The 24,108-nt window shown below is 70.2% G+C and carries 28 protein-coding genes; 12 read left to right on the plus strand and 16 right to left on the minus strand.

Going from position 1 to position 24,108, the window contains the following annotated elements:
• Positions 1–58 precede the first annotated feature (58 nt).
• The 3 genes from P1K31_RS03090 to P1K31_RS03100 all read left to right on the plus strand — a co-directional run bounded on the left by P1K31_RS03090 (position 59) and on the right by P1K31_RS03100 (position 2,819).
• Positions 59–1,804 (plus strand): Nramp family divalent metal transporter, encoded by a 1,746-nt coding sequence (locus tag P1K31_RS03090; RefSeq protein ID WP_276304809.1) that lies wholly within the window; start codon positions 59–61, stop codon positions 1,802–1,804.
• 68 nt (positions 1,805–1,872) lie between these two features.
• Positions 1,873–2,274, plus strand: coding sequence for a hypothetical protein (locus P1K31_RS03095; protein ID WP_276304810.1), 402 nt, complete (start codon positions 1,873–1,875; stop codon positions 2,272–2,274).
• A complete protein-coding gene (locus tag P1K31_RS03100) occupies positions 2,271–2,819 on the plus strand; it encodes a hypothetical protein (RefSeq protein WP_276304811.1) in 549 nt (182 codons plus the stop codon). Before P1K31_RS03095 ends, P1K31_RS03100 begins: the two co-directional genes overlap by 4 nt.
• On the opposite strand, the gene P1K31_RS03105 is transcribed toward P1K31_RS03100, so the two are convergent.
• Positions 2,779–3,378 carry a CFI-box-CTERM domain-containing protein gene (locus P1K31_RS03105; protein WP_276304812.1) on the minus strand — a complete coding sequence of 200 codons (600 nt, stop codon included), beginning with the start codon at positions 3,376–3,378 and terminating at the stop codon, positions 2,779–2,781. The genes P1K31_RS03100 and P1K31_RS03105 overlap by 41 nt on opposite strands.
• 148 nt (positions 3,379–3,526) lie before the next feature.
• Here P1K31_RS03105 and P1K31_RS03110 point away from each other — a divergent pair, with 148 nt between their 5' ends.
• From P1K31_RS03110 to P1K31_RS03125, 4 genes are all read left to right on the plus strand, one after another.
• A complete protein-coding gene (locus P1K31_RS03110; protein ID WP_276304813.1) occupies positions 3,527–4,474 on the plus strand; it encodes a D-2-hydroxyacid dehydrogenase in 948 nt (315 codons plus the stop codon).
• A 98-nt stretch (positions 4,475–4,572) separates the two neighbouring features.
• On the plus strand, positions 4,573–6,096 hold the full coding sequence (locus tag P1K31_RS03115) for an amidase (RefSeq protein WP_276304814.1): 1,524 nt from the start codon (positions 4,573–4,575) through the stop codon (positions 6,094–6,096).
• Between the two features lie 349 nt (positions 6,097–6,445).
• Positions 6,446–9,559, plus strand: coding sequence for an FAD-binding and (Fe-S)-binding domain-containing protein (locus P1K31_RS03120; protein ID WP_276304815.1), 3,114 nt, complete (start codon positions 6,446–6,448; stop codon positions 9,557–9,559).
• Between the two features lie 311 nt (positions 9,560–9,870).
• Positions 9,871–10,134, plus strand: coding sequence for a hypothetical protein (locus P1K31_RS03125; protein ID WP_276304816.1), 264 nt, complete (start codon positions 9,871–9,873; stop codon positions 10,132–10,134).
• 28 nt (positions 10,135–10,162) lie between these two features.
• Here the strand turns inward: P1K31_RS03125 and P1K31_RS03130 are convergent, their stop codons facing one another.
• From P1K31_RS03130 to P1K31_RS03175, 10 genes are all read right to left on the minus strand, one after another.
• A complete protein-coding gene (locus P1K31_RS03130; RefSeq protein ID WP_276304817.1) occupies positions 10,163–10,537 on the minus strand; it encodes a VOC family protein in 375 nt (124 codons plus the stop codon).
• A 91-nt stretch (positions 10,538–10,628) separates the two neighbouring features.
• Positions 10,629–11,666 (minus strand): aspartate-semialdehyde dehydrogenase, encoded by a 1,038-nt coding sequence (gene asd, locus P1K31_RS03135; protein ID WP_276304818.1) that lies wholly within the window; start codon positions 11,664–11,666, stop codon positions 10,629–10,631.
• Between the two features lie 140 nt (positions 11,667–11,806).
• A complete protein-coding gene (locus tag P1K31_RS03140; RefSeq protein WP_276304819.1) occupies positions 11,807–11,995 on the minus strand; it encodes a 30S ribosomal protein S17e in 189 nt (62 codons plus the stop codon).
• A gap of 685 nt (positions 11,996–12,680) precedes the next feature.
• Positions 12,681–12,971 (minus strand): gas vesicle protein GvpM, encoded by a 291-nt coding sequence (gene gvpM / locus P1K31_RS03145; RefSeq protein WP_276304820.1) that lies wholly within the window; start codon positions 12,969–12,971, stop codon positions 12,681–12,683.
• Entirely contained in the window at positions 12,958–13,857 is a 900-nt protein-coding gene (gene gvpL, locus P1K31_RS03150; protein ID WP_276304821.1) for a gas vesicle protein GvpL, read from the minus strand. Before gvpL ends, gvpM begins: the two co-directional genes overlap by 14 nt.
• Positions 13,850–14,170: a gas vesicle protein K gene (locus P1K31_RS03155; RefSeq protein WP_276304822.1), complete on the minus strand. Its 321-nt coding sequence runs from the start codon at positions 14,168–14,170 to the stop codon at positions 13,850–13,852. The genes gvpL and P1K31_RS03155 overlap by 8 nt, the downstream gene beginning before the upstream one ends.
• Positions 14,157–14,633, minus strand: a complete 477-nt coding sequence (gene gvpJ / locus P1K31_RS03160; RefSeq protein ID WP_276304823.1) for a gas vesicle protein GvpJ — start codon at positions 14,631–14,633, stop codon at positions 14,157–14,159. Before gvpJ ends, P1K31_RS03155 begins: the two co-directional genes overlap by 14 nt.
• Complete coding sequence (locus P1K31_RS03165) at positions 14,626–15,444, minus strand: hypothetical protein (protein ID WP_276304824.1); 819 nt, start codon at positions 15,442–15,444, stop codon at positions 14,626–14,628. Before P1K31_RS03165 ends, gvpJ begins: the two co-directional genes overlap by 8 nt.
• A gap of 7 nt (positions 15,445–15,451) precedes the next feature.
• Positions 15,452–15,703 (minus strand): gas vesicle protein GvpG, encoded by a 252-nt coding sequence (gene gvpG, locus P1K31_RS03170; protein WP_276304825.1) that lies wholly within the window; start codon positions 15,701–15,703, stop codon positions 15,452–15,454.
• Positions 15,703–16,335: a GvpL/GvpF family gas vesicle protein gene (locus P1K31_RS03175; protein WP_276304826.1), complete on the minus strand. Its 633-nt coding sequence runs from the start codon at positions 16,333–16,335 to the stop codon at positions 15,703–15,705. The genes gvpG and P1K31_RS03175 overlap by 1 nt, the downstream gene beginning before the upstream one ends.
• A gap of 177 nt (positions 16,336–16,512) precedes the next feature.
• Between P1K31_RS03175 and gvpA the strand changes: the two genes are divergently transcribed.
• Complete coding sequence (gene gvpA / locus P1K31_RS03180; RefSeq protein WP_276304827.1) at positions 16,513–16,794, plus strand: gas vesicle protein GvpA; 282 nt, start codon at positions 16,513–16,515, stop codon at positions 16,792–16,794.
• A 29-nt stretch (positions 16,795–16,823) separates the two neighbouring features.
• Positions 16,824–17,375, plus strand: coding sequence for a gas vesicle protein GvpO, halophile-type (gene gvpO, locus P1K31_RS03185; RefSeq protein WP_276304828.1), 552 nt, complete (start codon positions 16,824–16,826; stop codon positions 17,373–17,375).
• On the opposite strand, the gene P1K31_RS03190 is transcribed toward gvpO, so the two are convergent.
• The 4 genes from P1K31_RS03190 to cofD are packed head-to-tail and all read right to left on the minus strand — an operon-like array spanning position 17,372 to position 20,602.
• Positions 17,372–17,956: a DUF447 domain-containing protein gene (locus tag P1K31_RS03190; RefSeq protein WP_379801542.1), complete on the minus strand. Its 585-nt coding sequence runs from the start codon at positions 17,954–17,956 to the stop codon at positions 17,372–17,374. The genes gvpO and P1K31_RS03190 overlap by 4 nt on opposite strands.
• Complete coding sequence (locus P1K31_RS03195; RefSeq protein WP_276304829.1) at positions 17,953–18,786, minus strand: triphosphoribosyl-dephospho-CoA synthase; 834 nt, start codon at positions 18,784–18,786, stop codon at positions 17,953–17,955. The genes P1K31_RS03190 and P1K31_RS03195 overlap by 4 nt, the downstream gene beginning before the upstream one ends.
• Positions 18,786–19,610 carry a tRNA-dihydrouridine synthase gene (locus P1K31_RS03200; protein ID WP_276304830.1) on the minus strand — a complete coding sequence of 275 codons (825 nt, stop codon included), beginning with the start codon at positions 19,608–19,610 and terminating at the stop codon, positions 18,786–18,788. Before P1K31_RS03200 ends, P1K31_RS03195 begins: the two co-directional genes overlap by 1 nt.
• Positions 19,607–20,602 (minus strand): 2-phospho-L-lactate transferase, encoded by a 996-nt coding sequence (gene cofD / locus P1K31_RS03205; RefSeq protein WP_276304831.1) that lies wholly within the window; start codon positions 20,600–20,602, stop codon positions 19,607–19,609. The genes P1K31_RS03200 and cofD overlap by 4 nt, the downstream gene beginning before the upstream one ends.
• 274 nt (positions 20,603–20,876) lie before the next feature.
• Here cofD and P1K31_RS03210 point away from each other — a divergent pair, with 274 nt between their 5' ends.
• Positions 20,877–21,473, plus strand: coding sequence for a DUF6230 family protein (locus P1K31_RS03210; RefSeq protein ID WP_276304832.1), 597 nt, complete (start codon positions 20,877–20,879; stop codon positions 21,471–21,473).
• 12 nt (positions 21,474–21,485) lie between these two features.
• Positions 21,486–21,884, plus strand: a complete 399-nt coding sequence (locus P1K31_RS03215) for a DUF6114 domain-containing protein (RefSeq protein WP_276304833.1) — start codon at positions 21,486–21,488, stop codon at positions 21,882–21,884.
• Here the strand turns inward: P1K31_RS03215 and P1K31_RS03220 are convergent, their stop codons facing one another.
• Positions 21,885–22,538, minus strand: a complete 654-nt coding sequence (locus P1K31_RS03220; RefSeq protein ID WP_276304834.1) for a helix-turn-helix domain-containing protein — start codon at positions 22,536–22,538, stop codon at positions 21,885–21,887.
• A 165-nt stretch (positions 22,539–22,703) separates the two neighbouring features.
• On the opposite strand from P1K31_RS03220, the gene P1K31_RS03225 reads away from it, so the two are divergent.
• Positions 22,704–23,999 carry a hypothetical protein gene (locus P1K31_RS03225; RefSeq protein WP_276304835.1) on the plus strand — a complete coding sequence of 432 codons (1,296 nt, stop codon included), beginning with the start codon at positions 22,704–22,706 and terminating at the stop codon, positions 23,997–23,999.
• The last annotated feature ends 109 nt before the right edge of the window (positions 24,000–24,108 follow it).

The following is a 24,108-nucleotide window of genomic DNA, read 5'->3' on the forward strand; positions in this document are numbered from 1 at the left end:
TGGGATTAGATACCACGAACCGCGACTAATCCTAACGTCATACATACAAGAGAGGACTATGAGCGAATCACCCAACGATCCGACGAGGAGTGACGGTGGTGTCGTCGGGGACGACGTCTACGCGAGCGACGAGGTCGGGGAACAGTACCGCGACACCGTGTATCGGGATCTCGATTACGACGACCTCCGGACGGCTCCACACACGGCCGAGTACCCGAAGCCGGGTCGCCTGGAGTCGTTCAGGGAGGCCGACCTGCCGAAGGTCCCGAAGGTGAGCCACATCGTGGGGCCGAGCGCGATCATGCTCGGCGCGTCGCTCGGGAGCGGCGAGACGATGTTCTGGCCGACGATCATCGCCCAGTACGGCTGGGTGCTCTACTGGGCGTTCTGGGTCGGCGTCATCACGCAGTTCTTCATCAACACGGAGCTGCAGCGGTGGACCATCGCGACCGGCGAGAGCATCTTCAGGGCCTACGACCGCATCCACTGGGTGTGGCCGTGGTTCTTCCTCGCGGCCGGGTTCTTCCACCTCGGCTGGCCCGGGTGGGCCGCGGGCGGGGCGGAGGTGTTCGCCCACTGGACCGGCGTCGTCGCCCCGGAGCAGTGGTGGATCATCGGCGTCGTATCGATGGTCGTCATCTGGCTGTCGTACATGGCCGGCCCCGTCCTCTACAACATCATCGAGAAGGTCCAGGTGGCGCTGATGGCGCTGGCGATCGTCTTCGCCGTCGTCCTCATCTTCGTCGTCGGCTCGGCCGGCGAACTGGTGAATCTGCCCGCGGGCGCCGTCAGCTTCGGCGCGCTCCCGCCGCAGGACGAACTCGACATCGCGACGTTCCTCGGCGGGCTCGCCTACGCCGGAGCCGGCGGCTACATCAACCTCTCGCAGGGCGTGTGGGCCCGCGAGAAGGGGTACGGGATGGGCACCTACCAGGGACGCGTGAAGAACCCGCTGCGCGGCGCGACCCCCGAGACGGTCCACGACGGGTTCGCGTTCGAACCGACCGAGACGAACCTCCGACGCTGGCGCGGGTGGTGGAAGGTCACCCAGCGCGAGCACTTCCTCACGTTCGTCATCGGCCTGCTCGTCGTCGCGACGGTCGCGATGACCGTCACGTCCGCGTACGTCCCGCGGGGGACGAACGTCGTCGACGACGCCATCGGCATGTGGGTGACCACGATCATCCCGCAACTCGGCGGTGCCTCGGCGACGCTGCTGTACGCCGTCCTGTTCATCGCGCTGTTCAGCACCCAGTACGCCATCGTCGAGTCGTTCGTCCGCAACAGCGTGGACATCCTCTATCAGGGCTACGGGCGCACTCACGGCTGGGACCTCTCCCGGGTGTTCCTCGGCCTGCTGACGCTGTTCACGCTGTGGGGGATCGCCATCATCGTCGCGACCGGCACGATGGGCCTCGGCCAGCCGTGGATCCTGCTGGTCATCGGCGCGGCCATCGCGGGCGTGATGATGTGGCCGTACAACGCGCTCACGGTCATTCTGAACACGACCCGCCTGCCGGAGCACACCCAGCCCGGCTGGGCGCGCGTCGTGGCGATGTGGTGGGCGACGGGCTTCTTCGGCTTCTTCAGCGTGCTCCTCATCGGGTCGCAGTTGGCGGGTCCGGTCGGCCTGGAGACGTTCAGCACGGCCATCAACGTCGTCGACAGCGCCCCCGGCGGCTACGTCCTCTGGTTGCTCGCGCTCGTCGTGCAGGTGTACACCATGTACGTCTCCGCGCGGGCGAAGCTGAACGCGAGCGGCACCGTCGCGGACGCGGAGGAGGCCACCGGCTTCCTCTCCTGAACGCTCCTGAACGCCCCCGGGGATACGCTTTTTACGTCGGAACGCCCCAACACGGACTGACAGCGCAGATGTTAGACCTCCTCGTCACCTACCGGATGGTCGTCTACCTCGGCGGCCTCCTCGTCATCGCCCTCCCGGTCGTCCTCCGGTCGGCGGTCGGGATCACCGTCCCGCGAGCGGTCCGCACCGCCCTCGTGGCGGTCACGCTCGCGGTGATGGTGGTGACGTACCTCGGCGAGCGGCGCGTCCGACGGGCGGAGCGACGGGGCGAGGGGACCGGGCGGCGGTCGTACCCGCTCCGAACGCGCGTCGCGGTGGTCGTGGCCATCGTGGGCGTCGCCGCCGGCCTCTACGCCGCCCTCGAGGTGGACCCGATCTTCGGCCTGCTGTTCGTCGGCGGGGCGCTGCTGTTCGCCCGACTCGCGTTCCGCGACGGGGAGGAGGAAGAGAGCCGGAGGGCGGACGCGTGACGGACCCCGCGGACCCCGGGGAACCCCTCGCGGACGCGGATCCGGACGAGTTCGAGGACCTGCCGACCTCTGACATCGAGGTGGAGTGTCACGTCCACTTCGGGATGACGGGGTCGTTCCCGTTGCGCCTCGCCGAGGTGTTCTTCGCGAACGACGGCCTCCACGTCGCGGAGTACGGCTACCTCACGCCGCTGTTCGGCCTCGGCATGCGGAAGCACCGCCGGGAGGCGGGGGCGATGGAGCGCATCTACGAGGTCCACGGCATCGACGAGGTGCTCCTGCAGGCGGACGCCGTCCACTGGTACGGCTACGGCGCGCTCGATCGGGTCGTCCTCCACGACGGGGGGCAGCTCGGCCGACCGCGCCTCGCCGTGCACCCCGCGACGGGGGCGAGCCACGCCTACCGCCTGCACGAGGTCGACGACTTCGACGCGCTCTGCGAGGCGGTGGCGACCTGCGGCGATCGCCACGGGGTCGCCGTCGAGCGCGGGCGCGGCCTCGGGTTCAGCCCCCGCGAGAGCGTCGAGCGGTTCTTCCTCGACTGAGCCGCTCCCGACCGCGGATCGCCACGTGGCCCGCGAGGGCGAGGCAGACGCCGGCGACGTAGGCGAGCGTCAGCGCCGTGGCGAGCGCCCCCCGCGCGAGCGGCGACGTCCGGGCGTCGCGCACCCGAACCAGGGCCGCGCAGCGCTCGATCAGCCAGCGGACGGCGCGGGCCGTCCGCGCGTCGGGATGGTCGGCGAGCGTCGCGGCGACGGGGGGGCTCACGACCCCGTAGACGGCGACGAGCGCCCGACCGACCGGCGTTCGACACATCGTCCCGTCGCGGAACTCCCGCAGGGCGTCGAGCGACGCTCCCTCGCCCGCCGCCGCCGTGGTGACGAAGCAGGCCGAGTGGTGCTGATTCACCGCGACGTGGGCGAGGTCGGCCTTGGCGTAGCGCGTCGTCTCCGCCTCGGGGAAGTCGAAGTCGGTCGAGACCTCGAACGCGTCGGCCGAGTGGCGCAGGTAGACGTCGCCGTGCTCGTGACGCTCGCCGTCCGCCGTATCGACCGTGACGTGCTTCTTTCGCCCGTCGCCGACGAACCCGTCCTCCTCGCTCATGCGTGGGGCGCTTTCGCCCGGGCGGGTAAATCGATTGCCCCGCGAGGAGCGACGCGCGTCGGTTCCGAACCGTCTCGACGATCCGATCGGAACGTCCGCCGCCCTACCGCCTACATTGAATAGACGGTGGGCAGAACGGTCGAACACGATGACCACCGTTCTCGTACTGCGCGACGGCGTCCACGGGATGCCGGTCTCCGCGTACGCCGACGAACTCCGGGAGCGCCTCCCGGACGCGCGGATCCGCGTCGCGGAGACGCCGGAGGAGGAGCGCGAACTCGCGGCCGACGCCGAGGTCGTCACCGGAAAGCTCGTCGATAGGGCCCTGCTCGACCGGGCTCGGGAACTCCGGCTGTTCGGCTGTTCCTACGCCGGGTACGGCCACCTCCCGCTCGACGCGCTCGCCGAACGCGACGTCGTGGTGACGACCGCCTCCGGCGTCCACGGCCCGAACATCGCCGAGCACGTCGTGGGGGCCATTCTCGCGTTCGTCCGGCGCTTCCCCGAGGGCTGGCGTCGCCAGCAGCGCCGCGAGTGGCGTCACTACCGGGCGCACGAACTGGCGGGGAGCACCGTCACCGTCGTCGGCCTCGGCGCGATCGGGTCGGCGGTGGTGGAGCGCCTCTCGGGGTTCGGCGTCCACACCATCGGCGTGCGCCACTCCCCCGAGCGGGGCGGGCCGACCGACGAGGTGCTCGGCACCGACGACCTCCACCGGGCGCTCGCGCGGACGGACTACCTCGTGCTCGCCGTCCCGCTCACCGACGAGACGGAGGGGTTGATCGACGCCGAGGCGTTCGACACGCTCCCGCCGAGCGCCGTGCTCGTGAACGTCGCGCGCGGGCCGGTCGTGGACACCGACGACCTCGTGGACGCCCTGCGGAGCAACCACGTCCGGGGCGCGGCGCTCGACGTGACCGACCCCGAACCCCTCCCGCCGGATCACGTCCTCTGGACGCTCGAGAACGCGTTCGTCACCCCCCACAACAGCGGTCACACGCCGAAGTACTACGAGCGACTCGCGGACATCGTCGCCGAGAACGTGGGGCAGCTCGACGCCGAGTCTCCCGAGTTCGTGAACCGGGTCGACCTCTGAGGGTCGTCCGGCCCGTCCGTCGGAACCGTCTCCGACGCGAGAACCTCTAGTTTCGCGGGGATACTGTTTTGTCGGGTTCGGTCGTGGTACGTCACGTCATGTCTCACACGCCGCCGAACGTTCGCCCGCCGACGCCCGGAGAGATCCGCACGATGGCTGCCCGTCACCACATGCACCTGTCGGACGAGGAGGTGGCCGACTTCGCCGCGGTCATCGAGAGAACGCTCGCGGGCTACGAGCGACTCGACCAACTGTCAGCGCCGACTCCAAAGGTGGAGTTCACCGACCGCGATTCCGGTTACCGTCCGGACGCGGCCGAGGATCCCCTCAACGCCTTCGTGACGAAGTGCACCGTCGAGGGTGCAGACGACGGGCCGCTCGTCGGCTACGAGGTCGGCCTGAAGGACAACGTCGCGCTCGCGGGCGTCGAGATGACCTGCGGCTCGAAGTTGTTCGAGGGGTACGTCCCCCGGACGGACGCGACGATCGTGACGCGCCTGCTCGGGGCGGGCGCGACGATCACCGGGAAGCTGAACATGGAGGACATGGCGTTCTCCGGCAGCGGCGAGCTCTCGGCGACCGGCCCGGTCCTCAACCCGCGGAGCGACGAGCACGTCGCGGGCGGATCGTCGAGCGGGTCGATCGCCGCCGTCGTCGCCGGCGAGGTGGACGTCGCCATCGGCGGCGACCAGGGCGGCTCGATCCGCATCCCGGCGGCGTGGAGCGGCGGCGTCGGCCACAAACCGACCCACGGCCTCGTCCCCTACACGGGCGTCGTCGGCCTCGGCCACTCGTTCGACCACGTGGGGCCGATGGCGCGCACCGTCGAGGACTGCGCGCGCGTGCTCGACGTCATCGCCGGCCACGATCCGCTCGACCCTCGACAGGGGCGCGTCGAGATCGACGCGTACGAGGACGCGCTCGACGCCGACCCCGGGGAGGTGACCGTCGGCGTCGTCTCGGAGGGGTTCGGACTGGAGGAGAGCGAACCCGGCGTCGACGCGGCGGTCCGGGACGCGATCGACGCCTTCGAGGCCGAGGGGGCGACCGTCGAGGAGGTGTCGATCCCGATGCACGCGGACGGCCTGCCGATCTGGAACGCCGTCGTGATCGAGGAGACGACCGCGCTCGTCCGCGACGAGGGCGTGGGTCGGTACGGGACCGGTTACTACGACACGCAGTTCGCGGAGGCGTTCGGCCGGGCGCGGCGGGCGCAGGCCGACGACTACCTGACGACGCTCAAACTCACGCTGATCCTCGGGGAGTACCTCTCGGATCGCTACCGCGGGCGCTACTACGCGAAGGCCCAGAACCTCCGGCGGGAACTCGCGGCGCGCTACGACGACGCGCTCTCGGGCGTGGACGTCCTCGCCATGCCGACGACGCCCCAGACCGCCCACGAGGTCCGCGAGGACCTGACGCGCGTCGAGGCCATCGAGCGAGCGTTGAACATGCTCGCGAACACGGCCCCGTTCGACGTGACCGGCCACCCTGCCGTCTCGGTCCCCGCCGGGACGAGCGACGGGCTCCCCGTCGGACTCATGTTCGTCGGCGGACGCTTCGAGGACGCCGACGTTCTCCGGGCGGGCGACGCGTTCGAACGATCGGTCTCGCAGACGTGACCGACGCGGGAACGGACGGTCGCGGCCACGCGGCTCCGTCTCGACCGTCGCGCTGCACCGCGGCGGACCGCTGCGAGAGCGGGGACCGAGCGCGTGGACGCGGCCGAACGTCGGGAGCCGGGGGGCGTACACGCGCTCCCCGGACGACGTCTCACCGGGTGAGACACTCGCCGTCGGTCAGGCGATCTCGACGGGTCGCGCGGCGTCGCGGTAGCGCTCGGTCGGCGCGTGCGGCGTCGCCGTCGTCACCGTCGCGGTCCAAACGACGGCCGGCGGTATTAGGGTCCGTGATAGTCCGGATAGTTACCTTCCACCACAGGCTTAACACCCGCGCGCCGTACTGACAGACATGGCTGTCGAGGACAGGTATTACGATCCGAGCGATCTCGAGACGTCCGTCGCCTCACTCGGTTTCGAGCACAGCGACGTCGCCGAGTACCGGGCTCTCGCGCGCGACCTCCGCGACGAGATAGACGGGGGCGTCGCCTTCGACGAGTACGCGCAACTCCTCTACGCGACCGACGGGAGCATCTACCGGGCTCGACCGGCGGGCGTCGTCTACCCGAAACACGTGCGCGACGTTCGGGCGGCCGTGCGCGTCGCCGCCGACCACGGCGTCCCCGTGCTTCCGCGCGGCGCAGGTTCCTCGCTAGCCGGGCAGGCCGTCGGCCCCGGCTGCGTGGTACTCGACTGCTCGCGGCACATGAACGACGTCCTCGAGGTCGACCCGGACGCCCGCCTCGCGCGGGTCCAGCCCGGGGTCGTGCAGGACCACCTCGACGCTTCGCTCGCGCCCCACGGGTTGAAGTTCGCGCCCGACCCGGCCTCCTCGAACCGCGCCACGATCGGCGGCGGTATCGGGAACAACTCGACGGGGGCGCACTCGGTTCGCTACGGCATCACGGACGCCTACACGGAGGAGCTGAAGGTCGTCCTCGCGGACGGATCGCTCCTCCACACGCGGGAGGTCGTCCTCGATAGCGAGGAGTGGGACGAGATCGTCTCGAAGGACGACCTGGAGGCGCACGTCTACCGCGAGACGCGACGGCTGGTCGAGGAGAACCGCGAGGAGATCGACGAGCGCTACCCGACGCTCAAGCGCTCCGTCTCGGGGTACAACCTGCACAAGGTGATGTACGAAAACGACGAGGGCGAGGAGGTGATCAACCTCTCGAAGCTGTTCGTCGGGGCTGAGGGCACCCTCGGCGTGGTCGTGGAGGCGACGGTGAGCCTCGTCACGAAGCCCGAGGAGACGGCCCTCGCGCTCTACTGCTTCGAGAACCTCGTCGACGCGATGGAGGCGGTCCCGGAGGCGCTCGACTTCGACGTGAGCGCCGTCGAACTGATGGACGACGAGGTGTTCCGCCTCGCGCTCGACTCGACGGAGTTCGCCCAGTACGCCGAACCCATCCCCGAGGGGACCGCGGCGGCGCTCATGCTGGAGTTCGACGACGAACTCCACGACGACTTCGAGGACGCGGTCGCCGAGACGAACGCCCACTTCGTCCACGCCGGGGCGGCCTTCGAGGTGCTGGAGGCGTACACCGACGAGGCGCAGGCCGACCTCTGGAAGCTCCGCAAGGCGGCGATCCCGCTCCTCATGAGCCTGGAGGGCGACCCCAAGCCCTACCCCTTCATCGAGGACGCGACCGTCCCGCCCGAGGAGCTCGCGGAGTACGTCACGGAGTTCGAGCGGGTGCTCGACGATCACGGCACCTCGGCGGCCTACTTCGCCCACGCCGGCAGCGGGACGCTCCACATCCGGCCCATCCTCAACCTCAAGACGGAGGACGGCATCGAGACGATGCACTCCATCACCGAGGACGTGACCGACCTCGTGCTGGAGCACCACGGCGCGTTCTCGGGGGAGCACGGCGACGGGATGGCCCGCACGGAGTTCAACCCGAAGATGTACGGCGAACAGCTCTGGACGGCGTTCAAGGAGCTGAAGACCGCGTTCGACCCCGAGTGGTGGATGCACCCCGGCAACGTCGTCTACCGCGACGGGCCGGACGACGTCGGACCGGCGGGCGAGCGCGGCGTCGGCGCGGACATGCGCGAGCACCTCCGCTACGGCGCGACCTACCAGTCCATCTCGCCCCAGACCGCGATGGACTTCTCCGAGGAGGGGGGCTTCTCCCACCTCGTCGAGCTGTGTAACGGCTGTGGCACCTGTCGCCAGACCACCTCCGACACCATGTGCCCGACCTACCGCGCCTCCCAGGAGGAGATCCAGACCACGCGCGGCCGGGCGAACATGCTCCGGGCCGCGATCAGCGGCGAGCTGCCCGAGGAGGAGCTCTACTCCGAGCGCTTCCAGTCGGAGGTGCTCGACCTCTGCGTGGGCTGTAAGGGTTGCATGAGCGACTGCCCGACCGGGGTCGACATGGCGAAGCTCAAGACGGAGATGAAACACCAGTACCACCGGCGCGAGGGCGTGGGCCTCCGCGAGCGGCTGTTCGCCGACATCGACCGCCTCTCGCGGGTCGGTAGCGCGCTCGCGCCCCTCTCGAACGTCGCGCCGAAGCTCCCCTACGCCCGCGAGGCGATGGAGCGCACCCTCGGCATCGCCGCCGAGCGCGAACTCCCGCACTTCACCCGCACGACGCTCGAGGACTGGTTCGAGGCCCGCGGCGGGTCGCGGGTCCCCCAGGACGAGGCCGAGGAGCGGGTGCTGCTGTTCCCGGACACGTACACCAACTACAGCTACCCCGAACCGGGGAAGGCCACGGTGCGCGTGCTCGAAGCCGCCGGCTGTCACGTCGAACTCGCCCGGGACGTCGCCTCCAGCGGTCGCCCGGCCTACTCGAAGGGCATGCTCGACCTCGCGCGCCGGCGCGCGAGGCACAACGTGGACGCGCTCGCGCCGTCGGTGCGCGACGGCTGGTCGGTCGTCTTCGTCGAACCCTCCGACGCCGTCATGTTCCAGGACGAGTACCTCGACCTCCTCACCGGCGAGGAGGTGGCGGAGGTCGCCGCCAGCGCCTACGGCGTCCTCGAGTTCCTCGACACCCACCGCCTCGACGAGAACGTCGAGTTCGGCCAGGTGAGTGAATCGCTCACCTACCACGGCCACTGCAACCAGAAGGCGACGAACAAGGACCACCACGCGGTGGGCGTCCTCCGCCGGGCGGGCTACGAGGTCGATCCCCTCGACTCCGGCTGCTGCGGCATGGCCGGGAGCTTCGGCTACGAGGCCGAACACTACGACCTATCGCAGGCCATCGGGCGCATCCTCTTCCGGCAGGTCGACACTAGCCCCGGCGACGAGGTCACCGCCCCGGGCGCCTCCTGTCGCTCCCAACTCGGCGACCGACCGGGCGCGGCGATGCCGCCCCACCCGATCGAGCGGGTCGCGGACGCGATGGCCGACCGCCCGTGGGAGCTCCGGACCGACGCGGACGCCGACCGGCGGCGGTCGCCGGCGGACGCGGCGGCGGCGCTGATCGGACGGTTCCGGTAAGACGAGATCCTCCCCGGCCCCGGGGGTTGGCGAGACGTCGGCCCCTCTCAGTCCCACCCCGCGGCGGTCGATCGGCCGGGAATCGCTCCGCACGCCGCCCACGATACCGTCAGTGGGTGTGTTCCGTCGGCCGTGAACGGCGATCCGATGGACTACAGGGGCCTCGTCGTGGGGTTGACGTCCCTGATCGGCAATGGCGGGCGGCCGCGGGCGGTCCTCTCTGATCCGTCGCGGGCGGCGGCGCGGGGATCGACGCGGGGTGGGTCGCGGAGTCCGACCGGCTGCGTCATCCCGACTGTCGGGTCGAGGAGTTGGCTCGCTTCACCATCGTGTGGCTCCTGTACACTCGGGGCGATCTCGACACCAGAGCGCTCGCCGATCTGCTCGAACGTGATCGGAACGTTCTCCACCACCACCTCCGCCGACCCGACGCCGGTTTCGCGCGCCGCGAGCGACGACGGATCGACGGACGTAAACGGTCGTTCTACGCGCTCACGATCGTCGGAGAGCACTACGCCGAACCCCTCTACGATCCCCTGAAGCGGCAGAAGAGCGCCGCCGAGTCGACCCGGTGAACGAGCCGATTCGGGTTACCGCCACCGTTCAGTCCGAGAGGGGCTGTACCAGCTCCACCACGTGCCCGTCGGGGTCCCGCACGAACGCCGTGCGAGCGCCCGCCTCGGGCTGATCGCCCGGCTCCTTCACGACGCCGTGGTGCTCGATCGCCTCGAACGCGGCGTCCACGTCCTCGACGCCGAGCGCCAGGTGGTCGAAGCGGTCGGCCTCGGCGATCGCGTCCTCCCCCTCCGCGTCGGTGAGCTGGAGTTCGAAGCCGTTGCCGTCGGCGACATAGACGTGCCGCGCGCTCCCGTCCGCGGCGGTGAACTCCCACGAGCGCTCGAAGCCGAGTTGCTCGACGTACCAGTCCGCGCTCTCGTCTGCGTCGGCGACGCCCAGCCTGACGTGGATGAGATCCATACGCGCATCCGCGCGCGGGTCCGGAATAAAGGGACGCGTCGCGGCGGTTCTTACGGGCCGTACGCGAGCGCGCTCGAAACCGGCCGCCGTACTACAGCCAGCCGTCGTTCAGGAGCAGTTCGCCGTTGAGCACGGACGCGCCCGCCGCGCCGCGGATGGTGTTGTGCGCGAGGCAGTTGTACTGCACGCCGCCCTCCGTCTCGCGGAAGCCCCCGGCGGTGACGGCCATGCCGCCGCCGCGCATGCGGTCGAGGCGGGGCTGGGGGCGGTCCGGCTCCTCGAAGACGTGGATGAGCGGGTCCGGCGAGGAGTGGAGGTCGAGGCTCGGGTACTCGCGCATCGCGTCGGCGGCCCCCTCCGCCGTCACCGTCTCGTTCGTGTCCGCCCAGACGTTCTCCAGGTGGCCGTCGAGCGTCGGGATGCGGTTGCAGGAGGCGGCGACGTCGGCGTCGTGCCACCGAACCTCCGCGCCGTCGAACGAGCCGAGCAGCTTCCGCGCCTCGCTCTCCATCTTCCGTTCCTCGCCGCCGATGTGGGGGATGGCGTTGTCGATGATCTCCATGGAGGTGACGCCGTCGTAGCCCGCCCCGGAGACGGCCTGGAGGGTGGCGACGTGGACCGATTCGAGGCCGAACGCGCGGTCGAGCGCCGCGAGCGTCGGGACCATCGTGATCGTCGAGCAGTTCGGGTTCTTCACGAGCGCGCCGTCCCACCCGCGGGTGTCCCGCTGGACCTCCAGCAGGTCGATGTGATCGGCGTTGACCTCCGGGATGGTGAGGGGCACGTCGTCGGCGTTGCGGTCGTTCGAGGAGTTCGAGGAGACGACGTACCCCGCCTCGCAGAACGCGGGTTCGACGCGCTCGCCCACGCCCGAGGGGAGCGAGGAGAACAGCAGTTCCACGTCGTCGGGGACGGCGTCCGGCGCGGTCCGGGTAACGGTCATCTCCGCGACGTCCGCCGGGATGGGCGTGTCGACGCGCCACTTGGCCACCTCGCGGTACGGCCTGTCGGCGCTCTCGTCGCTCGCGGTGAGCGCGACGAGGTCGAAGTCCGGGTGCGGATCGAGCAGTTGGATGAGCCGTTGGCCCACGGCACCGGTCGCGCCGAGGACGCCTACTCTGACAGCCATTACCGTGGCTCGGTCGCTGTCGATGAAAACGGTTGTGATCCACGCAAGCGCGGCGCGACGGGGGCCCCCCGACCGCCCTCGGGCGGACCCCCGGACGCTCCGCTCGCGCTCGCGTTGCGTGTCTCGACGTGAGAAGCGATCTACTCGACGGTGCCGCCCTTCTTCCGGGTGATGTAGCCCGCGATGCGGTTTCGGACCTCCTTCGACTCGATGTTCGTGAACTCCGTGACGAGTTCCTTGTTGCGCTCGAAGTCCGCGTTGAACGCGTCCGAGTACCGCTCCAGCAGCACGTTCGCCGTGTTCTTGATGTAGGCGGGTTTGATGGCCATACCGTATCGTCCCGACGCCGCGGCTAAAAGCATTCGTCTTCGTCCCAAGATCCGGACGAGACACCGCCCGGCCTGTGACTGTCTCGCGTCGCTCCGGACGACGGTCGGGACGGATTCGTGTTGGACGAACTGGACGATTGACCTTCACGTCGCCATAAGACCGACGGTCCTTCGTCGCCAACGGCCGTCTCGGGGGCAACGGGACGCCGGAACGTCACCGGACGGGACCGTCGAGAACGCTTCGGCCCGAACTTCGTCTTCGCGGCGGAGACGGCAGACTGCGGGCAGATCGTCCCGCTCGCGCCCGTCTCTGCCGTCGCGCGCGTCGCGACGATAGGAAGCGTCGATCGGACGGGGCGATGCAACCGAACCCTGGGACAGCGCGCTTCGAGCGATGCCCACGAGTGCCGCGGGTCAGATCCAGGGACGCCGTCGCCGCCAGCCGCAGTCGCCTCGCTCCGGCGGCTGGCGAGGACCGGCGATCCGCGCTCGATAAAAACCGCAGAGTCCAGCAACAGCCGCCAGGGCTGGAAAGGGTGCACAGGAGCTCACTCAGGCACCTTCGCGCGTCGTGCTGTCAGAGGCACACCCCACGCGACCAGTTGCTGTATCCTCCCCCGACGACTGGGGTGGATAAATCTGTTGGTTACTCGCGTTGGGGTCGTCGTCGCATCGTGCCCCGAACTCAGCCGTCGAGTTCGGGGCGGGGGCCGTCGTCCGCGTCCGCGTCCAACTCCCTCGTCCCCGAACGTTCCGACTCCTCCCGCTCGATGGCCCGCTTGCGGATCCGCTCGTCCCACTCCACGAACATCCCGTGTTCGGCCATCGCCTCCATCCCGGCGAGCGCCGCCCGGAGCTTCAGCCCGACCAGCGGCACGTCGGCCACCGAGATGACGACGTCCGCCTGTAGCACGACGCCGTCGCCCAGCAGCACGTCGACGAGGTCGACGAGCGCGTCGTCCCTACGCGGCTCCATCGTCGTCCCCCTCGAGCGTCGGCGCGAACGTGTACGGCGGCCACGGACCCGTGTACCGGACCTCGACGCCGTCCTCGGACGCCACGTCGTCCAGCACGCCGCCGATCGCGTCGGCCCCGTCCTCGGTGGCCAGCACGGCGAGCCGGGCGAGCGTGTCTCGATCCTCGCGCTCTACGAGCCCCGCGGTCTGCCGGTCGCGCGGGAGCGCTCGCACCTCGCGGGCGTGCTCGGCGAGTCGCGCGGCGAGCGCGTCGGTGCGGTCGCCGCCGCGCTCCCGACGGGCGCGGGCGAGGCGCTGCTCGTACTGCTTCTCCAGGAGGTGGCCCGTCCCGCCCTCGGCCTCCTCCGCGCGCTCTCGCAGCGCGGCGAGGTCCTCGTCCTCGCGGAGGACGGCGGCCTCGACCGCCTCGGGGTCGCTCGCGACCTCGATCCGGTACTCACGGCAGCCCCGCAGTTCGTCGAGGTGGCCGACGAACGCCTCCCGTCGGTCGTCCACCAGCCCCCTGACGCTCTCGTCGTCGCCCCGCACGAGCGTGTCGAAGCGGAAGGGGATCGGGGTTCCGAACTCCTCGCTCGCGGCGTCGATGACGCGCTGGTGGGCGAGCAGCCACCGCCTCACGACCGTCGGGTCGTCGTCGTCGTAGGGCTCCGCGCGCTCGTGGGCGACGAGCCCCACGCCGTCGGCCTCGATGAGGAAGACGGGTTCGTCGTCGACGCCGGTCGCGTCGAGGGCGCGCCGCCCGGCGTCGTCCGATCCGTCACCCCCATCGCCGCTGTCGACTCCGCCCCCCTCGTCCTCGATCCGGACCGCGCAGTAGAGGTACCGTCCCTCGCCGTCCGCCGGACGCTCGTCGCTTGCGGGTGCCGTGGCGGCCCCCTCAGGCATCGTCGCGCACCTCCCAGCCCGTCGGCGTCTCCTCGACGCGATCGAGGAACTGCCCCACGAGACCGTCCAAGTCCGCGCGCAGGTCGTCGACCGGCTCCTCGAGCCCCTGGCTCGCCTTCAGCTCCTCGAGTTCCTCCTCCAGCGCGGCCAGTTGCGCGCCGACCCGTTCGATCTCCTCGTCGGTGAGCGTCCCCGACTCCATGCGACGGACCGCCTCGCGCTCTAACGCCTCGACCAGCACCTCCACGACGGCGATGACCAGCGAGAGCAGCCCGTCGCTCGCCCGCTCGCCGTCGACGTCAATCGTGGTCATCGTCTGCCCCCTCCCCTCCGTTCGACGCGTCGTCGGTCGCTCCCTCGCCGTTCCCGTCACCCTCGGACGCCTCGTCCGCGTCCGTGGCCTCCTCGGCGTCCCCGCCGTCCCGGGCGTCTCCGTCGGAATCGGCATCGGAGCCCTCGCTCTCCCCGACGGGTGCCGTGACGTCGATGGGTTGCGCCTCGCCGATGTCCTCGATCGAGGCCCGACCGGAGGCCCGTTCGAGCCGGCGCGCGTCGGTCCCCTCGGGGAACTCCAGGCCGTACTGGGCGGCCGTGTCGAACGACGCGAGGGCCGCTCGCAGGCGGATCCCGAGCAGCTCCGTCTCGCCGATGGTCACGACGATGTCGGCGTTGATGACGACTCCCTTGTCGAGGACCATCTCGACCACGTCGGCCAGGCTGTCGGACTGCGGTCGCCTCGACGGGCCGCTCCCCGATCGCTGCGGTTGTTCACTCATCGCGCTTCCCCCGCTGGCGGAGCCGACGCCCCACGATCCGGTCGAAGTTCGGGGCGGTGGAGTAGCGCGTCTCGGTCGGCACCGTCGAGGTGCGACCGACGATGCCCACGTCCAGACGCTTCCGGGTACGGGGGGCCAGCGAGACGGCGGTCGGGTTGCGCGACGACGCCGAGTCGCGCTCGGGCACCTGCTCCTGTGCCGTCTCGATGGCGACCTCCAGGCGGTCGCGCGCGTCGAGGACCGTCTCGCGGAACTCGTCGAGCGACTCGGCGATCCGCTGCTGGGCGCTGGTCTGGATCGCCTCGGTGGGGATCTCGTCACTGTCGTCGAGACTCACGTCGACGTCGACGCCGTCCCCCCCGACCTCGTCGACGATCGAGTCACCCTCCTCGGCCGCCTCGTCGCCGACGAGGTCGGTCACCGCGTCGTCGAGTTCGCGCTTGTTGCGCCAGAACTCCCGAACGTCGACGCTCTTCCAGACCTCTCCGAGTTCGACGAGCCTGTGGAGCCGTTTCAGGTCGACGGCCCCGCTCACCTCGCCCTCGGACAGCGCGTCGGTATCGACGGCCTCGGGGAGCTCGGAGGGGTCGACCGACTTCGCGGCCTCGGTCACGTCGACGGTCTCGAGCAGTTCCTCGGCCTCCTCGACGACGCGGAGGAACGCCTCGACGGCCTCGACCGCGTCTTCGACGCCCCCGTCACCGTCTCCGAGGGCGTCCACGAGTTCTTCGACGGCTCCGCGTGCGCCCTCCACGAGCGCACTCGGGTCCGGAGACGATTCGTCTGCGTTCTGCGTGTCGTTGTCGGGCATGGATCTGTCACCGTTTCACTTCGACGCGTCCGCTGAGGTGTTCCCGCGCCTCCTCGGCGAGGGCTATCTGGGAGCGGATCTCGTCCTGCCGTCGTTCGTACTCCTCGCGCGACAGCTCCCCGAGTTCGTACAGAAGGCGGTTCTCCTTGAGGTCGTCACGCAGCGCGTCGACGTCGTACATCTCCTCGATGGCCATCGAGTGGATGACGTTACCCAGCGAGACCAGCGGCCGGAGGAGCAGGTCGTCGACGACGAACATCAGCGCTGCGCTCCGATCTCGATATCGACGAAGTTGTACGGTGCGTACGGTCCGGTGTACTGGACCGTCACCTCCTCGCCGTAGTCGTCCTCGATACCCTCGACCGCCTCGTCGAACGCCTCCCGGGACTCGCGCTCGACGAGGTAGGAGGCGTTGAACACGAGGCGGTCGCTGAACAGTCCGTTGTCGACCTCGCCGACGCTCGCCGCCGACAGTCGCTCGGAGACGTCCTCCGCGACGGCCTCGCGGTCGATGGACGTCTCCTCGGGCGCGACCAGTTTCACCCCGAGTTCGACCGTCCCGTCGAGGTCGTGGAGCGCGCGGGAGAACGCCGGACGCGCCTCGCGGAGGACGCTCTTGAGCGTCCGGCCGTTCTTGAACACCATCCCGAAGCGCATCGGGACGAACGTCCGGCCCTCACCGCCCTCCATGACCGCCCGGATGACCTCGTCGTGGGCGCGGCTGTTCTCGTCGGTCTCCTCCGGTTCGAGCGTCTCCACGTCGCTCACGACCGCCGAGAACGGCCCGTAGTCGACCGGGTAGACCTCCGTCGCACCCTCCACGCCCTCCATCTCGAGATCGATCTCGTCGCGCTCGACGACGCCGTAGACGTACAGGTACTGGTCGCTCATATCGCACCGTCCGCGCGTCGGTTCGGGCGGGGCGAGCGCTGCCGGAGCGGCGACGACTGCGGTGGCCTCCACGAGTCCTCCATCGCCGTGAAACCACACGACGTAGCCGTATAAGTGTGCGCCCGAAGTGAGCAAGGCGAACGTCTAAATACGCCCGTCGAGTTGGCGTTACGTACGATGTCCAGCCAACGACCCGGGACGTCCAGCCTCGCTGACGTACTCGACAGAATCCTCGACAAGGGTGTCGTCATCGACATCTGGGCGCGAATCTCGATCATCGGTATCGAGATCCTGACCGTCGAGGCACGCGTCGTGGTCGCGTCCGTCGATACGTTCCTCCACTACGCGAAGGAGATATCACGTATCGAACTGGCGAGCGAGTCCGGCGACCTGGAGGACCTGAACGAACTCGACATCGGGTCGTCGCCGCTCGTCGAGCCGAAGCAGACCTCGTCGTGAGCGATCCCCGATAACTAACCCCCTCAACAATGAACGACCAGGGCGAACAGACGCAGTGTCTCGCGCTCACCGCCGACGGCACTCGCTGTGCACGCTCCGCGAACAGCGACGGTTTCTGTTACCAACACGGCCCTGACGATCCGACCGTCGACGCGGACGACCGGGCGGAAGAGCCGGTCGTCGTCGCCGACGGCAACGGGGAGGGAGACGAGGAGGGAGGTGAGAACGACGAGAGCGAGGCCGAAGGCGAGGAGGGCGGGAGCGAAGAGAGCGAGCAGAGCGAGGGCGACGAGAGCGGCGATGGTACGCGGACCGCCGACGTCGCCGAGGTCCGCGACACGATCAGATCGTCGGCGGCCGACCTCATCGGGTATCCGCTCGACGGCATCGCCGCTATCGAGCGCGCCAACGGCGGCGAGGAGTGGTCGGTGCTCGTGGAGGTGATCGAGCGGCGATCGATCCCCGACACCTCCGACATCATCGGTGAGTACCGCGTGGACCTCAGCGGCGGCGGCGAGGTCCAGAGCTACCGGCGCGTCCGACGCTTCCGTCGCGGCGACACCGACCAGGAGCAGTTTTAGAACTCCACCAGTTCTTCGAAGCGCTCCCACGCCGAGCGTTCGCGCTCGCCGGCGCACGAGTCCACCACCGATTCGAAGTACGCGATGCGCGACCGGAGCGCCTCGTCGTCGTAGCCGGGCGCGCCCAGCCGCGAGGCGGCCACGGTCGCCTCCACGACGGCGCAGCGGGCGCGGTTCGTCGTCGGGACGGCCCGTCGCTCGACGCTCGACTCGACCGGCCTGAGCGTCCACTCGACCCACCGCGTCCCGTCGGTCGTCCCCGCGTCTGACTCCTCGACGGTCACGCGAGACCAGGCGTCGGCGCTGTCGAGGACCGGCGTCTCCTCCTCGCGGATCGAGCAGGCCGCCTCGACGAAGTCGACGAGGTCCCGCGTGAACTGGACGTAGCCCCCGCCGCGCTCGTCGAAGTTGCGCCGCGTCCGGGTGCGCCCCCACGTCCGGGCGGTCACGCGGCCGTCCCCCGCCGCGGACAGGCCGAGCGCGGCGACGTTCCAGCGGTCGTTCGGACCGAGCGTCGTCACGATCGACTCGGTGACGCCCGAGAGCTCGACGGGCCAGTCCGCGGGCGACACGTCGGTCACACCTCCATCCCGCGCTCGAGCGCGACGAACAGCGCCGCGGCGGTGACGTCGGCCGTCGTCCCGGGGTTCACGCCGCGGGCGACGAACTCCTCGGCCAGCGCCTCGGGGTCCGCTCGGCCGTCGAGCGCGTCCCGGGCGCGCTCGGTCGCCTCCCGCGCCGTCTCGGCGTCGAGGCGCTTCTCGACGAACGTGTCCGGTTCGTCAGCGAGAAGCCGCAGGAACGCCCGCGACGCGCGGTCGGCGATCGGCCCGTCGTCGGCGAGGAGCCACGCCGCGGCCTCGAACGTGCGCGGGAACCCCTCGTCCCACTCCCGGGCGACGCCGTCAACCCCCGCACTGTCGGCCAGCACGTCCGCCAGGGTGAGCCCGCGCTCGCGCAGCGCCGGTTCGGCGTCGCCCCCACGGCGCACGTCGAGCGCCTCCATCCCCTCGGGGGGGTCGTCGACGGCCACGTCGACGGCCTCGAACGCGCGGTAGAACGCGCAGGCGTCGTCGACCGTCGTCGTTGCGCAGACGCGCCGCGCGCCCGCAGGCGAGAGGTCTCCCCCGCTCGCGGCCCGCACGAGGGGGACGAGCAGCAGCAGCGCGCCGAACTGCGTGTTGCCGCCGGACTGCTCCCCCATCCCCGCGACGGCCCGCTCGAACGCGTCGCCGAGCGGCGCGTCGCCAGCCGCCAGCCGAAGTCCGGGGACGCTTCCGACCGCCCCGGCGAGGAAGTGCTCGAAGCGCAGATCGGGGTGGTCGCGGCGGCGGTCCACGTTCCCCGGTTTGGGCGTCCCCGCCACCTCGAGCAGGAGGGCGAGTTCGGCGTTCTGTACGGGGTCGCGCATCAGGCGTCGGCTCCCTCCTCCCGCTCGACGTCCCCCTCGCGCTCGGGCGCGCGCTCCCCCGGAGGCGGCCCCCGTTCCCCGGCGAACCACGCGTCGGCCGCCCGCCGCACCCGCGCGAGGACGGCGGGGTTGTCGCTCGGACGGCCGACGCTCACCGCGTCCGCGCCGTGGTCCAGGTACTCCTCGACGGTCGCCCGGTCGCGCACGCCGTTGTTGGCGATCACGAACAGGTCGCAGGCGTCGACCACGTCGGCGACGACGGCCTCCGAGTCCATCGCGTCCACGTGGATGACCTCGCCGCCCGCCGCCTCGATCCGACGCGCGAGGTCGGGGAGGTCGACGCCCGACACCTCGGCGCGGACCTTCGCGCCCACGACCGCCCCCTCGTCGCTCGCGGCCGCCACCTGCTCGCAGAGCCGGTCGGGGTCGCGCAGGAGCGCCTCGCCCGCGCCCGCCGCGCACATCTCGTCCTGTCGGCAGTGGGCGTTCACCTCCAGGATCGCGTCGCGGTCCCGGCAGACGCGGGCGACCGCACGGACGGGATCGAGCGTCGCGCTGCGGACGTTCACGCCCGCCCGGAGGGGGACGCCGTCGAGCGCCGCGAGTTCGCGCTCGACGAACGCGACCGGATCGTCGGGGAGGAACTCCTCGCGCTCGCGCGCGACGAGCGCGCGGGCGGCCGCGCGGGTGTCGCGGTCGAGCGCGATGCCGCCGAGGAAGGCACAGCCCGCGTGGTCGGCTGCGCGGCGCGCCCACGCCGCGTCGGACGCCCCGCTCAGGCTGGCGAGCGCGACGCGCGGCTCGAAGGGACCGACGTTCGTCATCCGCCGACCGCCTCCAGTGCCTGACGGACCGCTCGGGCGACGCGCTCGCCGTCGGCCTCGCCCGAGAGCGTCGTGTCCGTGCGCACGACGGGCCGGTCGAGGGCCGTCGGGTCGGCCTCGTCGAGGACGAACGCGTCCGCGAAGGGGTACGCCTCCGCGACCCCCGCGGTGGAGGGGTCGTAGCCGACCGCCGCCATGAGTTCCGCCGCCGGTCCGGAGAAGACGCGATCCCCGACGAACGGCGAGACGGCGACGACGGGCGTCGCGTGCAGCGCGCGCTCGAAGGCCTCCATCGCCAGCATCGGACCGACGCTCGTCACCGGGTTGGACGGCCCGACGACCACCGGCGCGGAGAGCGCGTCGAGGACCGCGTCGGTCGGCCGCGCCTCGTCCGCCCCGCGGAACTCCACGTCGGTCACCCCGGGGTCGCCCCCGCGCCCGACCCACCACTCCTGGAAGTGCATCGGGCCGTCGGGCGTGTGGACGATCGTCGCGACCGGGTCGTCGCTCATCGGGAGGAGGTCGCGTTCGAGGCCGAACGCGTCGGCGAGCGTCCGCGTCGCCTCCGTCAGCGTGTGCCCCTCGTCGAGGAGGCTCGTCCGCGTGAGGTGGACGGCGCGGTCCCGGTCGCCGATGAACATGAACTCCGCGACGCCGGAGAACCGCCGCCACCGGGCGAGATCGCGGCCCGCCGTCTGTCGCTTCTCGGGGAGGTAGCGCGGTCCGGCGTCGAGGCCCGCCCGCTCCGCCAGGCGGAGCAGTTCCGCGTGCGTCGCGTCCCCGTCGTCGTCCACGCCCCACCACGTCTCGCGGTCGAGGACGCCGCCGTCGAGAAAGAGCACGGTGTCGACGTCCGGCGAGACGAACTGGCCCCCCAGTTCCACGTCGTCGCCCGTGTTCCCGATCACCGTCGTCTCCCCCGGCGGGAAGACGGCGTCGGCCCCCGCGAGCAACTTCGGCGTGCCCGTACCGCCTGCGAGGAAGGTCGTCATACCCGCCACTCCCGCGCGGCGACGCTAAACGGTTGCGCCTGTCCGCCGCTCGACGGCTCCCCCGGACGACGGGGAACGAGCGCCTCGGCACGCGGCGTCCGAACGCACCAGTCACCGTGACAGAGGGAACCTCGCCGCTGTTACGGGTCGCGCTGGGGGATCTCGTGCCACCGCCCGCGGGACGATAGTCACGGAATGGAGAGTATTGTTTTAAACAACCGGGTATTCCTGTGGTAAACGATAACGGACCGCGGTTGATGTGTACCGGTAGGCCATGCCAATCGACAAGAAGCGGTTCGCGACGGTGTTTCTCGTGGGTAACCTCCTGCTGCTCGGCGTGGGCGCAGGCGTCGTCATGGGCGGAGTGGCGGTCGCGGTGCCGACCGCGGGGGTCGGCGGCTTCACCGTCACGTTCGACGAGTTGAAGGGACAGGGGTTCCAGCAGTACGCGACGTTGGAGAACAACAGCGACTGTTCCGCGTACCCCGCCTCGGTCGCCCAGATCGAGGAGGGGACGATCGAGGGGTTGAACCTCTATAAGGACATCGAGAGCCCGACCGGCGACACGGTCCGCGTGCTCATCACGACCGACGAGACGGTGCAGTTCACCGGCCTCACGCAGAAGTTCACCTACCTCAACGGCGATCTGACGTTCGACCAGGGCCAGCGGATCGAGGCGGGCGCGCCGAGCTCCGACGTCGAGGACCAGCTATCGCTGTCCAGTCCCGCCATCACGATCGAGGACGGGCGGATCAAGGCCCAGAGCCAGTTCGTCGAGTCCATCACGCTGAAGGGGACGGTCGTGAAGACCGAGGTCAACCCCAACGAGTCGGCCGACATGCCCGAGAGCGCGTGCGCCCAGCCCGCGTGAGGTGACCTCGACATGAGTACACGATTCGACGTTCCGACGGCGAGCGCGGGGGCGGACGGCTACAGACGGCAGTTCAGTTCGTGGAAGCGCGAGCGGCCGTTCTGGGGTGGCGTGTTGCTGATCGTCTCGGGGTTGCTCATCGGGATCATCCCTCTCGATCTGGCGGTCAAGTTCGCGCTCGTCCCGGCCGAGTTCGCGTACATCGGACTCATCTTCACGGTGTTCGTCCTGCTGTGCGGCGTGTTCGCGCTCGCGCAGCCCGAACTGGCGAGCTTCTTCGGCGTCGCGGGGATGCTCATCGCCGTCGCGTCGATCTTCGGTGCGCTCGGCGGGTTCGTCATCGGGAGTATCGTCGGCGTCGCCGGCGGGTCGCTCTGCGTCGCGTGGGAGCCGCCGGCCGAGACCGAGTAGTTATCCGACCAGCGCGCCGAAGAGGCGCGCTTCCGCCTTTCTCAGGTGTTCGTCGATCGTACTGGAGGCGCAGTCGAGTTCGCGAGCGATGCTCGCGTGCGTCGCCCGTCGCGGGATGTCGTAGTAACCGAGCTGGACGGCGGTCTCGAGCACCTCGCGCTGACGGTCGGTGAGCGCCGCGAGCAACTGTGCGTGTCCGGGGACGTACTCGCCAGCCTGCTCGACGTCGATGACCACGTCGTCAGGGAACTGCTCGAACGCCTTCCGGAGCATCTCGGGCCGGCCGGCCACCGTGACGCGCAGGCGGCCGTTCCCGAGGAACTCGAGCGGCGGGTCGAGGATGAGCGCGTACTTCTCGACGAGATACATGAGCGTTCCCGCTGGATGGCCCGGCTTGACGTACACGTAGCAGTAGTGGCCGTCGTCTGGCTCGTCGACGAGGTCGTATGAGATGACGTCGGGGTGGTCGTCGAGCATCGGGCCGAGGGGAGAGACGTCCCCCGAGAGGCGATACACGAGCACGCCGTTGCCGTCGAACAGGGCGTTGACGTGGAGCAGTCCCTCCCGCGTCACCCCCTCCAGGTCGGCGATGGCCGCGCCGACGGGATGAACGCCACCGTCAGGAAGCGTGAGCGTGACGGTCGCATACTTCATGTAAAACCACAATATTCTCCGATGGTATTACTGTACTGGCTCGCATGACAGGCTCCGTTTCACGACTGACTCCGTCCCGTGACGGCCATTCGCGGGAACATAAACTCCCGGCAATAACTCGGACAAGCGACTTGCTGTAACACGGTATCACACTACAACGAGACCGTGTTACGAAACGTCCACCGCGGCGGCCTCGTGGTCGCCCTCGTCGTCTGTCTGTTCGTGGTCGCCGCCCCGGCGGGCGCGCTCGACGGAGGGAACGCGACCGACGCGGGAGGCGACGGGAGCGCCGACGCCGACGCTTCCGCCTCCGCGGCGTCGGAGAACGAGACGTCCGAATCGGGGGGCGAGTCGAACGGGTCGCTGTCGGTGGAGGACGTCGTCGGCTGTTTCCCCTCGCCGTCCCTGTCCGACGTGACCGTCGACGCCTATCGACAGACCGCGTCGGACCTCAGCATCGAGTCGGTCGCGGCGAGTTCGACGATCGAACCGGCGGAACGCGAACCGGGGACGTTCCGCATCGTCTCCGCGGCGATCGACGCCGACCGCATCTGCTTCGACCTCCTCTCCTCCTCTCCGGAGACGCTTCAGGTCACCATGGTGGGCGTCTCCCTCCGCGACACGGAGATACTCGGGGAGCGGACCGACCTCTCCTTCGAGTCGGGCCGGGCGGCCGAGCTCACGCTTCGCGTGCCGTCCGACGAGGCGCTCGACCTCGCCGCCCAGCTACCCGTCTCCGTCGCGTCGGAGAACGGGACGAACCCCGTCGAGGACGCGACCGGTCCGGTGGAGAACGTCACGGAACCGTTCGACGACGTCACCGCCCCCGTCGACGACGCCACTCGACCCGTGGGGAACGTCACCGAGCCAGTCGGCGACGCGGTCGATCGCGTCACGCAACCGATCAGGAATACGACCGACACGGTGAACGAGACGACCGACGCGGTGAACGACACGGTGAACGAGACGACCGACGCGGCGACCGACACGGTGGACGAGACCACGGACGCCGCGGACGAGACAGTCGGCGAGACGACGGACGCGGTCGACGACGCGTCCGGCGGCGCGACAGGCAATGCGACCGACGCGGTCGACGACACCGCGGAGCGCGCGGGAGACGCGACCGACGACACCGCGGAGGACGCCGGCGAGACTACCGACGACGCGACGGGGACGGTCGACGAAACTACCGAGGCGACCACCGGTGCCGTCGACGACGCGACGAACGACACGGCCGCGGTCGGCGACGCGACGGACGAGACGACCGACGCGGCAAACGACACGGTGGACGGGACGACGAACACCGCGAACGACACCGTCGACGGGACCACCGACACCGCCGAGAACACGAGCGACGGAGCCACCGGCGCGCTCTCGGGGGACGGAAACGACTCCGGTGGCTCGGACGGTTCCGGATCCCCGGACGGTTCGGGCGGTTCCGACGACGGCGGTCTGCTGTAAACTCCCCCCGCTCGCTCGCCTCGACCACTCCTACTCGCTCCGCGAGGTCGGAGGCTCCCCCTCGAATTACGCCAGTACGTCGACGGGCGACGGTTTTTAAACTATAACG

Origin of the sequence: Halomarina halobia (genome assembly GCF_029338575.1) — an archaeon.
In the GTDB taxonomy this organism is placed as follows: domain Archaea; phylum Halobacteriota; class Halobacteria; order Halobacteriales; family Haloarculaceae; genus Halomarina; species Halomarina halobia.